This window comes from Microtetraspora sp. NBRC 13810, from assembly GCF_030268685.1.
GTDB lineage: Bacteria > Actinomycetota > Actinomycetes > Streptosporangiales > Streptosporangiaceae > BSRQ01.
The window spans coordinates 1-14,547 of sequence record NZ_BSRQ01000016.1 but is presented as its reverse complement, the minus strand read 5'-3'; the positions used below and the strand labels follow the sequence as shown (position 1 = coordinate 14,547).

Here is a 14,547-nt window from a genome sequence, read left to right as displayed (position 1 = left end):
GACCGGACGGTTAATATGTCGCGCATGCGGGTTCATGTCGTGAGCGACGTGCACGGCAGGGCGGATGCCCTCAGCCGCGCGGGAGACGGGGCGGACGCCCTGATCTGCCTCGGCGACCTCATCCTCTTCATCGACTACCACGACCTCTCCCAGGGCATCTTCCCCGCGCTCTTCGGCACGGAGCAGGCGGCCGTCTACGTGGGGCTGCGCACCGCGGGCCGCTTCGACGAGGCCAGGGCCATGTCCGCGCGGCTGTGGGGCGGCCTGGACGGCGACCCCGCCGAGCACATCGAGCGCATGGTGCGCAGCCAGTACGAGGAGATCTTCGCCGCCATGCCCACCCCCGCCTACATGACCTACGGCAACGTGGACATCCCGCGGCTGTGGGCCGAGCACGCCAGGGACGGCCACCACGTGCTCGACGGCCAGACGGTGGAGCTCGGCGGCCTCACCGTCGGCTTCGTCGGAGGCGGCCTGCGCACCCGCTACCGCACGCCGTACGAGATCGCCGACGAGGAGTACGCGGCCAAGGTGGAGGCGCTCGGCGAGGTGGACGTGCTGTGCTGCCACATCCCGCCGGCCGTGCCCGAGCTGCTCTACGACGTGGAGGCCAGGCGGTTCGAGCGGGGCAGCGAGGCCACCCTGGCCGCGATCAGGAAGACGCAACCCAGGTACGCGCTCTTCGGCCACGTGCACCAGCCGCTGGCCAGGCGGACCAGGATCGGGCGCACCGAGTGCGTGAACGTGGGGCACTTCCGGTCGAGGCGCACGCCGTTCGCGCTGGAGTGGTGAGCGATCTCACGGCCCGGAACGAGTACGGTAAGCGCATGGCCGATCGCACGACCTCCAGCATCACCATCGCCGCCGACAGGCCCGCCGTCCTCGCGGTGATCGCGGACTTCCCGGCCTACCCGGAGTGGGCGACCCAGGTGAGATCGGCCGAGGTGCTGTCCACGGGCGACGACGGGCTCCCGGCCACCGTCAGGTTCGCCCTCGACGCCGGTGTGATCTCCGATCAGTACACCCTGGGCTACGACTGGCGCGACGGGGTGGTCGGCTGGCGGATCGTGGAGGCGGGCAAGATGCTCTCCGGCCTCACCGGCAGCTACCGCTTCGCGGACGCGGGCGGCGGCACCGAGGTGACCTACGAGCTCGCCGTGGACCTCAAGGTGCCCATGCTCGGCATGGTCAGGCGCAAGGCCGAGAAGGTGATCGTCGACACCGCTCTGAAGGGGCTCAAGAAGCGGGTCGAGACGTCGTGAGCGCGACCGCCTCCGGTGGCGGGGCGCCGCGCGTGCTGCTGTTCACCGGGAAGGGCGGCGTGGGCAAGACGACGGCCGCGGCCGCCACCGCCACGCTCGCCGCCCGCCGCGGGCTCCGCACGCTGATCGTGTCCACCGACACGGCCCACTCGCTGTGCGACGCGCTCGCCGTGCCGCCCGCGCACGTGCCGGCCGAGGCCGCGCCCGGCCTGCACGTCCTTCAGGTGGACACGCAGAAGGCGCTGGAGCGGCAGTGGGGCGAGGTGCGGGAGTACGTCCTGGACGTGTTCCAGGAGCTCGGCCTCGACGAGATCACCGCCGAGGAGATCACCGTCCTGCCCGGCGCCGAGGAGCTGCTCGCCCTGCTGGAGCTGCGCGAGCAGGCGGCCGGCGGCCGGTGGGACGTGATCGTCGTGGACTGCGCGCCCACCGCGGAGACACTGCGCCTGCTCGCTCTGCCCGAGGCGCTGGACTGGCACGTCGGCCGGCTGCTGCCGGTCGCCAGGCGGCTGCTGCGCACCCTCGCGCCGGTGATCAGGCACGTGACGAAGGTGACCGCGCCGGGCGAGGAGGTGGTCGGCGCCGGGGAGCGGCTGCACCGCGCCCTGCTCGACCTGCGCGAGCTGCTCGCCGGGGACACCGCGTCGGTCCGGCTCGTGTTCACCCCCGAGGCCGTCGTCCTCGCCGAGGCCCGCCGCACCCTGACCTCCCTCAGCCTGTACGGCTACCGCGTGGACGCCGTCGTCGCCAACCGGGTGTTCCCCGAGGAGGGCGCCGACGCCTGGCGGGAGAAGTGGATCGCCGCCCAGTCCGCGCTTCTCGACGAGGCCGTGCAGTCCTTCTCCCCGCTGCCCATCCACCGGGTGCCCTACCTGCCCGCCGAGCCCGTCGGGCTGGACGCCCTGGCCGCCGTCGGCGCGGCGCTCTACGGCGACGCCGACCCGTTCGGGCCGGTCACCGCGAGGCCGCCGCTGACCGTCACCGCGGACCACGAGCTGCTGCTCGCCCTGCCCCTCGCCGACCGGGACGCGGTCGATCTGGCCCGCAAGGGCGACGAGCTGATCGTCACCGCCGGCTCGCACCGCCGCGTGCTCGCCCTGCCCGCCGCCCTGGCCCGGCGCAGCGTCAAGGACGCCGCGCTCCGGGACGGCCTTCTCCGGGTACGGTTCGAAGCGGGAGGGCCTGATGACTGAGCACACCGGAGACGACCGTGACACCCCCGCCGGCCCGGGCACGCCGGACGGCGCGCGGGACAGGGACGTGTGGGAACGAGCCGTGCGGGAGAGAGACGCGCGGGACAGGGACCTGCGGGACAGGGACCCACGCGACAGGGACCTACGCGACAGGGACCTACGCGACAGGGACGCGCGGGACAGGGACGGCGGCGGGCGGCGTGACCCCGTGGCGTCGGTCGCCGACGAGGCGATGAGGCTGTTCGGCGCGGTGCAGGACCGCGCGGCCAGGGAGATCGGCCGCGGCCTGCTGAAGGGCACCGCCGCCGGCCTCGGGCAGGCGCTGGGCGGCGGCGGGCGCAAGGAGCGCGACGTGTGGGAGGAGGCGGTCTCCGCCCACGACGAGGACGAGTACATCTGCCGCGCCTGCCCGGTCTGCCGGGCCATCGCCGCCCAGCGCGAGTCCGGCACCGGCGTCACCGACCATCTGGCCGCCGCGGGCGGCGAGCTGTTCGCCGCGTTCCGGCAGGCCGTCGACGTCATCGCGCGCCCGTCCGAGCCCAGGAGACCCCGGGAGGATCCCCCGGACGTGGAGCACATCGACCTGGGGTGACCCAGGCGGAAAGGTTGGGAGATGGCGCTCACCATCGGTGTTGACATCGGCGGCACGAAGGTCGCGGCGGGCGTGGTGGACGACGACGGCACCATCGTCGGGCACACCTTGCGGTCGACCCCCGCCCAGCACCCGGACCAGGTGGCGGCGACCATCGGAGACGTGGTCAAGGAGCTGGCCCAGGGCCGCGACATCGAGGCGGTCGGCCTCGGCGCGGCCGGATTCATCGACGAGACGCGGTCGCTCGTCAGGTTCGCGCCCAACCTGGCCTGGCGGGAGGAGCCGCTGCGCAAGAAGGTCGCCGACCTGGTCGGCCTGCCCGTCGTGGTGGAGAACGACGCCAACGCGATGGCCTGGGCCGAGGCGAAGTTCGGCGCGGGGCGCGGCGGCAGCCACGTCGTCTGCGTGACCGTCGGCACCGGCATCGGCGGCGGCATCGTCCTGGACGGCCGCCTCTACCGGGGCCGCTGGGGCATGGGCGCCGAGCTGGGCCACATGCAGGTGGTGCGGGACGGGCGGCCGTGCGGGTGCGCCCGGCTGGGCTGCTGGGAGCGTTACGCCAGCGGCAGCGCGCTGGTGCAGGACACCCGCGAGCTGGCCGCCGCGGACCCGGCGCGTGGCCGGATAGTGCTGGAACTGGCCGGCGGCGACCCGGCCGGCATCGGCGGCGAGGCGGTCACCGAGGCCGCGCGGCGCGGCGACGAGGCCGCGCTCGGCGCCTTCGACCTCCTCGGCGAGTGGCTCGGCCGCGGCCTGGCCGACCTGGCCGCGCTGCTCGACCCCGGCTGCTTCATCATCGGCGGCGGCGTCTCCCGGGCGGCCGACCTGTTCCTCGACCGGGCCAGGGAGACCTTCGCCGCCGAGCTGACCGGGCACGGGCACCGCCCGGTGGCCGACATCCGCCTCGCCGAACTGGGCGCCTCCGCCGGCCTGGTCGGCGCGGCCGACCTCGCCCGCCTCCGCTGACCCGCTCTTTCCAGCCGGTTCCTCCCGGTTCGCCGGACCCCTGGCCGGGAGGAACCGGGGAGATTACGCTGCGGTCATGACGGTGGCCACGACGGTGCGGGTCGCGACGTACAACGTGCGCTCGATGTACGACAGCGTGCCCGCGCTGGTCAGGGTCATCCGGGCGCTGCGGCCCGACGTCCTGTGCGTCCAGGAGGCGCCCAGGTGGCTGCTGTGGCGGCGCAGGCGCCGGCAACTGGCCCACGCGAGCGGGATGACGGTCGCGGCCGGGCTGCGGCGCGGCGGGACCGCCGTGTTCGTCGGCCCCGGCGCGCGGGTGCTGCACGCGGAGGGCCACCTGCTGCGCGGCTTCTTCCCGCTGGAGCGCCGCGCGGTGGCCATCGCGGTGGTCGAGGCGGGCGGCCTGCGGCTCGCGGTGGGCTCCATCCACCTCGACCTCGACTCCTCCGCCAGGTTCTGCCACGCGGCCGAGGCCCTCACGCTGATCCGGGCCGCCGCCGACCGGCACGGCGCGGAGCCGGTGCTCGCGGGCGACGTGAACGAGCAGGCCGACCAGCGCACCTTCCGCTACATCGCGGGCGAACTCACCGACTGTTACCCGTGCGCGCCGCGCGGTGACGGGATGACCTTCCTGGCCCGCAGACCGGACAAACGGATCGACGCCGTCTTCGCCGGATCCGGGCTCACCGTCGTGGCCTGCGGCGGAGCCGAGGCCGACCCCGATGACCTGGTGCGCGCCACCGATCATTTACCAGTTGTCGCGGAGCTCGTGGGGTCGTGAAAACGGCAGGTTGTCCCCACCCGCGAGATCGTGGCCGTACGATTCTTCTATGACCCGCTGCACCGCGCGGCGTGCGTTGGCGGTGTGCGCGGGAGTCGCGCTCGTGTCCGGACCGATCGTTCCCGGCTCGGCCGCGCACGCCCAAGCCGATCCGATCCGACCGTCCGCCGCGGCCGAAGCCTGGCAGGAGTCGACCCGGGTCGGCCTGCCCGGCGACGGCTCGCTCTTCGACGTGGCGGGCCTGTCCGGGACCGACGTGTGGGCGGTCGGCCAGCAGGACATCTGGGACGCCTGGCGTTACCGCGGCGCCATCGCGCACTGGGACGGCCGGGCCTGGAGCCAGGTGAGCATCCGCAACGACGACACCGGCGCCGGGTCCCTGCGGTCCATCGCGGCCGCCTCGGCCACCGACCTGTGGACGGTCGGCACCGCGCACGACGGCCTGCCATATGTCGCGCACGGCGACGGGTCCAACTTCGACCGGGTGGGCGTCGAGCAGCTCCGCTCCGGCGACTGGCTCGGCGGGGTGGACGCGGTGCCCGGCAGGGTGGCCGCCGTGGGCAGCCGCGACGGCAGGCCGCTGATCCTCACCCAGGCGGCCGGCGTCTGGCGGGTCGAGCCGCAGCCGCGCGACGAGGGCACGCTCTACGCGGTGGCGGTCTCGGCCAGGGGCGACGGCATGGCGGTGGGTGACGGCGAGCGCAGGCCGCTGGTCATGCGGCTGTCCGGCGGCACGTGGAAGGCGATGACGCTGCCCCGCATCCCGGGCGGCTACCTGCGCGACGTCCAGTTCGACGGGCCGAAGCGGGCGCTGGCCGTCGGCGGCGTCCTGCACTCCGGCGGCGAGTCCACCCCGCTGGTGCTCTCCTGGAACGGCAGGCGCTGGTCCCAGGTCCGGGTGCCCGAGGACGACGCGAGCCTGTACGGCGTGACCGGCGACGGCGCGGGCAGGTTCTGGATCTCCGGCTTCGACCCCGAGGACCCGGGCGAGGCGTTCCTGCTGCGCTACGACGGCCGCACCGTGAAGACCATCCGCGGCGAGGCGGACGCCGCGAAGGGCACGACGATGCGCCTGCAGGCCGTCTCCCACCTTCCGGGCACGTCGGCGGTGTGGGCCGTCGGCCACGTCGTGGACGCCGCCGACCGGTACACCGACGCGGTCGAGACCTTCGGCCCCAAGAAAGACGACAAGAGCGCCGCCTCCTGACCCGTCACCGGCGCCTCAGAGCTCCTGACCTGTCACCGGCGCCTCAGAGCACGGCGCCGTCGTCCCAGCCCGAGTCGTTCGGCGGGCCGCCGTCGCCCATGCGGACGACCAAGGCGACGAAGCCGCCGATGAAGGCGGCCACCGCCGCGAAGAGCGCCCAGCCGTGCAACTGCCAGCCGAACATCGCGGCGAGCAGCAGATAGGCCGGGCCGCCGAAGAGCGCCGCCCAGGCGATCTTGGTCGACGGGTCGGCCTTGGGCAGCGGGGGAGGGGGCGGCGGCTCGTAGTGCCCCTCGTCCTCTCCTTCGGCCCCGGCGGGCTTGCCCTCGTCGTCGTCGCGGGCGGGCTCGTCCGCCGGCGGGTCGTCGGCGAAGTCGCTCAGTGGGCCCTGGCCGTCTCCGTCGGGCCGCCGCAGAACCCTGCGGGTCGGCGCCGACGGCAGGTTCTCGCTGTCCGGCCAGGGCTGATCCGCCGAGGTGTGCTCGGCGGGTGCGTTGTAAGAGGCGACGATCTGGCGCCAGACCTCGTCCTCGTCACTCTGGGGCGTCACTTAGCTTGGCCTGTCGTCATCGGCCGATGCCTTCCTCCCGAGACCGCGCATCCCCCGTGGGCGATCAGTCCCTCTGCAAGGGTACCGAGGCGTGCGTGCGGATGAACTCCAGGCTCCCCGCGAAGATCTGATCGGCATCGTTGTCAAGCGTCGCGACGTGAAAGCTGTCGGTCAACTCGACGACGGTGAGATTGCCTCCCGCCAGTCTCTCACGCAGGATCCGCACACCGGCCGGCTTGACCACGTGATCATCGACACTGTGGTAGACGAGTATCGGCTGGGTCACCTTGTCCAGCTCGCTCTGCACCAGCGACCACAGCCGGGGCAGGGTGGCGGCGGCCTTCACCGGGGTGCGCCCGTAGCCCAGCTCGGTGACGCCCGGCTTCTTGATGTCGCCGACCACCCCGGGCACCGACGGGATCACCAGCTTCAGCAGCGGCGCGAGCTTCAGCAGCGGCACGTCGTTGGCGATGGACGGGTTGACCGCGACCAGCCCCCTGATCGCGTCGCCGTGCACCTGTGCCAGCCGGATGGCCAGGCAGGCGCCCAGCGACAGGCCCATGACGAACACCTCGGGGCAGCGGCCCCGCAGGTCGGCGAGGGCCTTGTCGAGCTCGGAGTACCAGTCCTCCCAGCGGGTGTGGGACATCTCCTGCCAGGTGGTGCCGTGTCCCGGCAGCCGGGGCAGCCGGACGGTCAGGCCCGCCGCGGCGAGGTGACGCGCCCAGGGACGCAGCGACTGCGGAGTGCCGGTGAATCCGTGGCAGAGCAGCACGGCGACCTCGCCCCCGTCGTGGCGGTAGGGCTCGGCGCCGGGTAGCACAGGCATCGCACTCCTCCTCCTGCCGGACTGGCCTGATCGTCGCACGCGCGGCCGACGATTGGCGAGAGGGCACGCCTGTCCGAACATCGAGCAGAACTCATGACGATGCGGTGAAAAGTCCGTCGATTCCGAGTTACCAAGGTATGCATGGGCAGGAGGGATGGGCGAAGAGACACCGGGCGCGCCGAGTTTGTCGTGTGCCGGATCCGGCCGGAAGATGGGAGGATAACGCTGGTCCCCGCCTGCCGGCCGATCAGTAGCCACCGCGGACCGGCGGTTCCCGGCCGACGCTGAGAGAAGGTGCCCGAGTGTTCTACTGGGTGGTCAAGGCCATCTTGGCGCCGTTCCTGCATCTGGGGTTCCGGCCGTGGGCCGAAGGGGTGGACAACGTCCCGAAGGAGGGGCCGGTCATCCTGGCCGGCAACCATCTCTCCTTCGCCGACCACTTCTTCGGGGCTCTCTTCCTGCCGCGCAAGGTGATCTCTCTCGGCAAGGCCGAGTACTTCACGGGCCGGGGCGTCAAAGGACTCCTCAGCAGGATCTTCTTCACCGGCGTCGGCACCGTGCCGATCGACCGCTCGGGCGGCAAGGCCAGCGAGGCGGCCCTGCGCACCGGCCTGAAGGTGCTCCGCCAGGGCCACGTGCTCGGCATCTACCCCGAGGGCACCCGCTCGCCCGACGGCAGGCTCTACAAGGGCAAGACTGGGGTGGCCAGGCTGGCGCTGGAGTCACGGGCGCCGGTGATCCCCTGGGCGATGGTGAACACCTTCGAGATGATGCCCCCCGGCCGGATCTTCCCCAAGCTCGGCATCCGGCCGGGCGTCCGGTTCGGCAAGCCGCTCGACTTCTCCCGCTACTACGGCATGGAGGAGGACCGGCTGGTGCTGCGCGCGGTGACCGACGAGATCGTGTACGCGCTGATGGAGCTGTCCGGCCAGGAGTACGTGGACAAGTACGCCGCCAGCGCCAAGATCGAGATGATCCGCTCGGCCCGGGAGGCCAAGGCCGCGAAGCCGGACGCCACCGAGGACTGACCCCCGCCTCACAGGCCGAGCGCGCCCCTGGCCCGCTCCAGCAGCCGCATCACCGTGAGCGTGTCGGCGAGCGGCATGACCGCGCTCTCCGTCCTGCCCGCCGTCAGGCAGTCCCGCACCTCGCGCAGCTCGTTGACGTAGCCGATGTAGCCGTCCTCGCCGGGGTCGAGGGTGAACTCCTCGGCCCGCTCGCCGTGCACCGTCAGGCGTTGCGGGGCGAAGAAGGGGGCCGCCAGCTCGGCCCGCATCGCCGTGCCCACCACCGTGGCGGTGTTGGCCATGGGGCTGACCAGCGAGGTCTCCAGCAGCGCCCGCGCCCCGCCGGGGTAGGTCAGCAGCAGCGCCGCCTCCGCGTCCACCCCCGACTCGCCGACGCCGCCGGTCACGGTCATGCCCTCCGGCTCGCCGAGCAGCAACTGCGCCAGGGCGAGCGGGTAGATGCCGAGGTCCAGCAGCGCCCCGCCGCCGAGCGCGGGATCCCACAGCCGGTGCACGGCGGCGGCGTCGTACGGCAGCGCGAAGCCGAACGACGCGGAGACCGAGCGCGGCCGGCCGAACTCCTCGCTCGCGACCAGGTCGGCGAGCCGCCGGACGAGCGGGTTGAACCGCATCCACATGCCCTCCATGAGGAAGACCCCGGCGTCCCGCGCCAGCTTGACCATGCGCTCGGCGTCGGCGACCGTGGTGGTCAGCGGCTTCTCGCAGAGCACCGCGCGGCCGGCGGCGATGGCCGGTTCGACCACCTCCAGGTGGTGCGACTGGGGCACGGCGACGTAGACGGCGTCCACCTCCGGGTCGCCGACCAGCTCGGTGTAGGAGCCGTAGGAGCGGGGCGCGCCCAGCTCGGCGGCCAGTCCCCGGGCCCGGTCGGCGCTGCGCGACCCGACGGCCGCCACCCGCATCCCCGGCTCGGCCGCGATCACGCGTCCCACCTCACGCGCGATGATCCCCGTCGCCGCGATGCCCCACGAAAGCACGATAAATCCCCTGATAGCCGGTTGTGTTCCGGGCAGATCCTCTTGTGGGGAAGGGGGGGTTGGCAAGAGGCCCCCGCGACCGGCGCATCGGCCGCTGTCCGCCCGCGGGTGATCCTCGGCATGGACCGGGAGGACTTCCGGCGCCACCGCCGAGCCCCGTCCTCGCGGGCATCCGGGAGCACCGTCAGGGGAGGCGGGTGGACTCTCTGATGACGAGTTCGGGCTGGAACATGATCTGCTGGTGGGCGTGGGTCTCGGGGTTGTCGCACTCGTCGAGCAGGAGTTCGGTGGCGACCTGGCCCAGGCGGTGGGTGGGCTGGCGGACGGAGCTGAGCGTGACCGCGGAGGCCGAGGCGAAGTCGATGTCGTCGTAGCCGATCAGCGCGACGTCCTGCGGCACCCGCACACCGGCGTGCATCAGGCCGCGCAGCACGCCGAGGGCGAGCAGGTCGTTGGCGCAGAAGATCGCGTCCGGCAGGCGGCCCTGGGAGAGCAGCTTCTCCGCGGCCTGCTGGCCGGACCTGGCGGTCATCGACGGCATCGCGACCTCCTGGAGCGCGCCGGGGTCGCGCCCGGCGGCGGCGAGCGCGCGCCCGGCCCCCTGGCGGCGGTCGGCGCACTGCCGGATCGTGCCGGGGCCGGTGACGTAGGCGATCCGCTCCGCGCCCAGCTCCAGCAGGTGGGCGACGGCGAGCGTGCCGCCGGTGACGTCGTTGACCGCCACCGAGCACTGGTCCGGCCTGGAAGCCGGGTGGTCGACGAAGACCACGCTGATGCCGCGCTCCTTGATCCGGTCGAGCCGAGCCAGGTCGTCGTCGGAGGGGGTGATGAGCACGCCGCGCACCCGCTGCTCGGCGAAGACGAGCAGGTTGCGCTGCTCCTTGAGCCGGTCGCCGGAGGAGTTGCCGAGCAGCACGGCGTAGCCGCGGTCGCTGGCGACGTCCTCCACGCCGGCCGCCACGTCGGTGAAGAAGGGGTTGCCGATGTCGATCACGGAGAGCCCGATCGTCCGGCTGTGCCCGGCGCGCAGGCTGGAGGCCGACCCGTGCCGGACGAAGCCCAGCTCCCTGATGGCCGCCTCCACCCTGTCCCGGGTGGAGCCGGCGACCTTCTCCGGCCGGTTGAGCACGTTGGACACCGTGCCGGGGGAGACGCCGGCCAGCGCCGCCACGTCCTTGATGCTCACCGCACTCATGAGTGTTGATTAAAACGTAACAAGCACCTTGACGCCAGTTGGCCGGCCGGTGTGCCCTGCCCGCGGGGCCGCCGGTCATCCCGTGGGAGGGCCTGGCGCCGCCGTACCGGGCGCGGGGCGGAACCGGCCGTACGGGGCCGGGCCAGCGGCGCACGGGGACGGGGGCGGGTGCGGACGGGTGGGCGCACCGACCATTGACACCCCCTGTGCGGCGGTCGTAGCGTCTTCGGTAACGTGGTTAAAACGTTTTTGTCCGAGTAGCGAACACGGTGGAGTCCCGGTGCGGCGAGTGTGCTTCCTCCTGAAGGTCCGGGCCGATCGCCTCGACGAGTATCGCGAACGGCACGCGGCGGTCTGGCCGGAGATGCGAGAAGCGCTCCAGACGGCGGGATGGCGGAACTACTCCCTGTTCCTGCGCGAGGACGGCCTCCTCGTCGGCTACCTGGAGACCGGCGACCTCGACGCCGCGCGCGCGGCGATGGCGCGGACCGAGGTCAACGCCCGGTGGCAGGCGGAGATGGCGCCCTTCTTCGAGGACCTCGGCGGCCGGAGCCCCGACGAGGGGTTCGTGCCGCTGCGGGAGATCTTCCACCTCGACTGACTCGGCCACGGCCCCCGGAACCCCCGACCCATCCCCGACCGAATCAGGGACCGATGAAGGACACCAAGGACATCAGGACCGCCCTCAGGGCGCAGCACATCGAGACGCCCTCGTGGGCGTTCGGCAACTCCGGCACCCGGTTCAAGGTGTTCCCCCGGCAGGGGGTGCCGCGCGACCCGTACGAGAAGCTCGCCGACGCCGCCCAGGTGCACCGGTACACGGGGGTGGCCCCGACCGTGGCGCTGCACATCCCGTGGGACAAGGTGGCCGACTACGCCGACCTGGCCAGGCACGCCCGCGAGCACGGCGTCGGGATCGGCGCGATCAACTCCAACGTGTTCCAGGACGACGACTACATGCTGGGCAGCGTCACCAACCCGGACCCGAAGGTGCGCCGCAAGGCCCTGGACCACCTGCTCGAGTGCGTGGACATCATGGACGCGACCGGCTCGGACACGCTGAAGCTGTGGTTCTCCGACGGCACCAACTACCCGGGGCAGGACGACATCCGGGCCCGGCAGGACCGGCTCGCCGAGGCGCTCGCCGCCGTCTACGACCGGCTCGGCGACGACCAGCGCTTCCTGCTGGAGTACAAGCTCTTCGAGCCCGCGTTCTACGTGACCGACGTGCCGGACTGGGGCACCGCCTACGCGCACTGCCTCAAGCTCGGCCCGAAGGCGCAGGTCGTGGTGGACACCGGGCACCACGCGCCGGGCACCAACATCGAGTTCATCGTCGCCTTCCTGCTGCGCGAGGGCAAGCTCGGCGGGTTCGACTTCAACTCGCGCTTCTACGCCGACGACGACCTCATGGTGGGCGCCGCCGACCCCTTCCAGCTCTTCCGGATCATGTTCGAGGTGGTGGGCGGCGGCGGGCTCGGCCCGCACGTCGCGTTCATGCTCGACCAGTGCCACAACATCGAGCCGAAGATCCCCGGCCAGATCCGGTCGGTGATGAACGTCCAGGAGGCCACCGCCAAGGCCCTCCTGGTGGACCGGGAGGCGCTCGGCGCGGCGCAGGCCGAGGGCGACGTGCTCGGCGCCAACGCCGTGCTGATGGACGCCTACGACACCGACGTCCGGCCGCTGCTGGCCGAGGTGCGCGGCGAGATGGGCCTGGACCCGAACCCGATGGCCGCCTACCGGCGGTCGGGATACTTCGAGAAGATCGCCGCCGAGCGGGTCGGCGGCACGCAGGCGGGCTGGGGGGCCTGAGATGGACGTCCGTGAACTGCTGGAACGCTGTCACGCGCTGGGCGCCGACCCGCGCAACACCAACTACGCCGGGGGCAACGCCTCGGCCAAGGGGCTGAGCCTGGACCCGGTCACCGGCTCCGACGTCGAGCTGATGTGGGTCAAGGGCTCCGGCGGCGACCTGGGCACGCTGACCGAGGGCGGGCTCGCCGTACTGCGGCTGGACCGGCTGCGCGCGCTCACCGAGGTCTACCCGGGCGTCGAGCGCGAGGACGAAATGGTCGCCGCGTTCGACTTCTGCCTGCACGGGCGCGGGGGAGCGGCCCCGAGCATCGACACGGCCATGCACGGCCTCGTCGACGCCGCGCACGTGGACCACCTGCACCCGGACGCCGGCATCGCGATCGCCACCGCCGCGGACGGCCCCGAGCTGACCCGGCGGATCTTCGGCGACCGGGTCGTCTGGGTGCCGTGGCGGCGTCCGGGCTTCCAGCTCGGCCTGGACATCGCCGCGATCAAGGCGGCGAACCCGGACGCGATCGGCGTGATCCTCGGCGGCCACGGCATCACCGCCTGGGGCGACACCTCCCAGGAGTGCCGCGAGCGGTCCCTGGAGATCATCCGCACGGCGGAGCGGCACCTCGCCGAGCACGGCCGCCCCGAGCCGTTCGGCGCCAGGGTCGCCGAGCCGCTGCCCGAGGAGGCCAGGCGGGCACGGGCCGCCGCGCTGTTCCCGGTGGTGAGGGGGCTGGCGAGCACCGACGCCCGGCAGGTCGGGCACTACAACGACGCCCCGGAGGTGCTGGACTTCCTCGCCTCCGCGCGGCACCCCGAGCTGGCCGCGCTGGGCACCTCCTGCCCCGACCACTTCCTGCGCACCAAGGTCGCCCCGCTCGTCCTGGACCTGCCCGGCGACGCCCCGCTGGAGGACGCGGTGGCCCGGCTGCGCGAACTGCACGCGGCCTACCGGGAGGAGTACCGCGCCTACTACGAGCGGCACGCCACGCCCGCCTCGCCGCCCATGCGCGGCGCCGACCCGGCGATCGTGCTCGTCCCCGGGGTGGGCATGTTCTCCTTCGGCAAGGACAAGCAGACCGCGCGGGTCGCCGGCGAGTTCTACGTCAACGCGATCAACGTGATGCGCGGCGCCGAGTCGGTCTCCGCGTACCGGCCGATCGAGGAGTCGGAGAAGTTCCGGATCGAGTACTGGGAGCTGGAGGAGGCCAAGCTGCGCCGCATGCCGGCGCCCCGGCCGCTGGCCACCCGGGTCGCGCTGGTCACCGGCGGCGGGTCGGGCATCGGCGCGGCCACCGCCCGCCGGCTCGCCGCCGAGGGCGCCTGCGTCGTGGTCGCCGACCGCGACCTCGCCGCCGCGGAGAAGGTCGCCGCCGAGATCGCCGCCGGGGCGCTGCGCCCGCAGGACGCGGCGGTCGCGGTCGGCGTGGACGTCACCTCCGAGGAGCGGATCGCCGAGGCCGTACGGCGGGCCGTGCTGGCCTTCGGCGGCGTCGACCTGGTGGTGAACAACGCCGGCCTGTCCCTGTCGCGCTCCCTGCTGGAGACCACGGCGGCCGACTGGGACCTCCAGCACGACGTCATGGCCCGCGGCTCCTTCCTGGTGTCCAGGGAGACCGCCAAGGTCATGATCGACCAGGGGATGGGCGGGGACATCGTCTACATCTCCTCCAAGAACGCCGTCTTCGCCGGCCCGAACAACGTCGCGTACGGCGCCGCCAAGGCCGACCAGGCGCACCAGGTGCGGCTGCTCGCCGCCGAGCTGGGCGGGCACGGCATCCGGGTCAACGGCGTCAACCCGGACGGCGTGGTCCGCGGCTCGGGCATCTTCGCCTCCGGCTGGGGGGCCAACCGGGCGGCGGTCTACGGGGTGCCGGAGGAGAAGCTCGGCGAGTTCTACGCCCAGCGCACGCTGCTCAAGCGCGAGGTGCTGCCCGAGCACGTCGCCGCCGCAGTGTTCCTGATCACCCAGCTCACCCACACCACCGGCCTGCACGTCCCGGTCGACGCCGGGGTGGCCGCCGCCTTCCTCCGCTAATGGGAGCTACCGGGTCGGCTGATCGGGCAGACTCGGTGCCTGGTAGCCGCGAGTGAGTGAGCACTTCCCACCGCTGGACCGATCGTGAGTCCTGGGGTCAGACAGTGCCCTCACTCGTGG

General features: G+C 72.8%; 15 protein-coding genes. 11 read left to right on the top strand and 4 right to left on the bottom strand.

Features of this window, described 5'->3' with window-relative positions:
• Positions 1-24 precede the first annotated feature (24 nt).
• The 7 genes from QSK26_RS27795 (at position 25) to QSK26_RS27765 (ending at position 6,001) form a co-directional block, all read left to right on the top strand.
• A complete protein-coding gene (locus tag QSK26_RS27795; protein WP_285778224.1) occupies positions 25-792 on the top strand; it encodes a metallophosphoesterase family protein in 768 nt (255 codons plus the stop codon).
• Between the two features lie 35 nt (positions 793-827).
• Positions 828-1,262 (top strand): SRPBCC family protein, encoded by a 435-nt coding sequence (locus QSK26_RS27790; protein ID WP_285778223.1) that lies wholly within the window; start codon positions 828-830, stop codon positions 1,260-1,262.
• Positions 1,259-2,455 (top strand): ArsA family ATPase, encoded by a 1,197-nt coding sequence (locus tag QSK26_RS27785; RefSeq protein ID WP_285778222.1) that lies wholly within the window; start codon positions 1,259-1,261, stop codon positions 2,453-2,455. Before QSK26_RS27790 ends, QSK26_RS27785 begins: the two co-directional genes overlap by 4 nt.
• Complete coding sequence (locus QSK26_RS27780; RefSeq protein ID WP_285778221.1) at positions 2,448-3,047, top strand: hypothetical protein; 600 nt, start codon at positions 2,448-2,450, stop codon at positions 3,045-3,047. The genes QSK26_RS27785 and QSK26_RS27780 overlap by 8 nt, the downstream gene beginning before the upstream one ends.
• A 21-nt stretch (positions 3,048-3,068) precedes the next feature.
• Positions 3,069-4,013, top strand: a complete 945-nt coding sequence (locus QSK26_RS27775) for an ROK family glucokinase (RefSeq protein ID WP_285778220.1) — start codon at positions 3,069-3,071, stop codon at positions 4,011-4,013.
• A 76-nt stretch (positions 4,014-4,089) separates the two neighbouring features.
• Positions 4,090-4,794 carry an endonuclease/exonuclease/phosphatase family protein gene (locus tag QSK26_RS27770; RefSeq protein ID WP_285778219.1) on the top strand — a complete coding sequence of 235 codons (705 nt, stop codon included), beginning with the start codon at positions 4,090-4,092 and terminating at the stop codon, positions 4,792-4,794.
• Positions 4,795-4,897: 103 nt separating this feature from the next.
• Complete coding sequence (locus QSK26_RS27765) at positions 4,898-6,001, top strand: hypothetical protein (RefSeq protein WP_285778218.1); 1,104 nt, start codon at positions 4,898-4,900, stop codon at positions 5,999-6,001.
• Between the two features lie 43 nt (positions 6,002-6,044).
• Here QSK26_RS27765 and QSK26_RS27760 read toward each other — a convergent pair whose 3' ends face one another.
• Both QSK26_RS27760 and QSK26_RS27755 read right to left on the bottom strand, forming a co-directional pair.
• Positions 6,045-6,551, bottom strand: a complete 507-nt coding sequence (locus QSK26_RS27760; protein ID WP_285778217.1) for a hypothetical protein — start codon at positions 6,549-6,551, stop codon at positions 6,045-6,047.
• 64 nt (positions 6,552-6,615) lie between these two features.
• Positions 6,616-7,380, bottom strand: coding sequence for an alpha/beta hydrolase (locus QSK26_RS27755; RefSeq protein ID WP_285778216.1), 765 nt, complete (start codon positions 7,378-7,380; stop codon positions 6,616-6,618).
• Positions 7,381-7,682: 302 nt separating this feature from the next.
• Here QSK26_RS27755 and QSK26_RS27750 point away from each other — a divergent pair, with 302 nt between their 5' ends.
• On the top strand, positions 7,683-8,408 hold the full coding sequence (locus QSK26_RS27750) for a lysophospholipid acyltransferase family protein (RefSeq protein WP_285778215.1): 726 nt from the start codon (positions 7,683-7,685) through the stop codon (positions 8,406-8,408).
• Between the two features lie 8 nt (positions 8,409-8,416).
• Here QSK26_RS27750 and QSK26_RS27745 read toward each other — a convergent pair whose 3' ends face one another.
• Both QSK26_RS27745 and QSK26_RS27740 read right to left on the bottom strand, forming a co-directional pair.
• Positions 8,417-9,385 (bottom strand): Gfo/Idh/MocA family protein, encoded by a 969-nt coding sequence (locus QSK26_RS27745; protein WP_285778214.1) that lies wholly within the window; start codon positions 9,383-9,385, stop codon positions 8,417-8,419.
• Between the two features lie 184 nt (positions 9,386-9,569).
• Entirely contained in the window at positions 9,570-10,580 is a 1,011-nt protein-coding gene (locus tag QSK26_RS27740) for a LacI family DNA-binding transcriptional regulator (RefSeq protein ID WP_285778213.1), read from the bottom strand.
• Between the two features lie 280 nt (positions 10,581-10,860).
• Between QSK26_RS27740 and QSK26_RS27735 the strand changes: the two genes are divergently transcribed.
• Genes QSK26_RS27735 through QSK26_RS27725 form a run of 3 tightly spaced genes read left to right on the top strand, consistent with a single transcriptional unit; the run spans position 10,861 to position 14,427 of the window.
• On the top strand, positions 10,861-11,181 hold the full coding sequence (locus QSK26_RS27735) for an L-rhamnose mutarotase (RefSeq protein WP_285778212.1): 321 nt from the start codon (positions 10,861-10,863) through the stop codon (positions 11,179-11,181).
• Positions 11,182-11,234: 53 nt separating this feature from the next.
• On the top strand, positions 11,235-12,395 hold the full coding sequence (rhaI, locus tag QSK26_RS27730) for an L-rhamnose isomerase (RefSeq protein WP_285778211.1): 1,161 nt from the start codon (positions 11,235-11,237) through the stop codon (positions 12,393-12,395).
• A 1-nt stretch (position 12,396) separates the two neighbouring features.
• Positions 12,397-14,427, top strand: a complete 2,031-nt coding sequence (locus QSK26_RS27725; RefSeq protein ID WP_285778210.1) for a bifunctional aldolase/short-chain dehydrogenase — start codon at positions 12,397-12,399, stop codon at positions 14,425-14,427.
• Positions 14,428-14,547 lie beyond the last annotated feature (120 nt).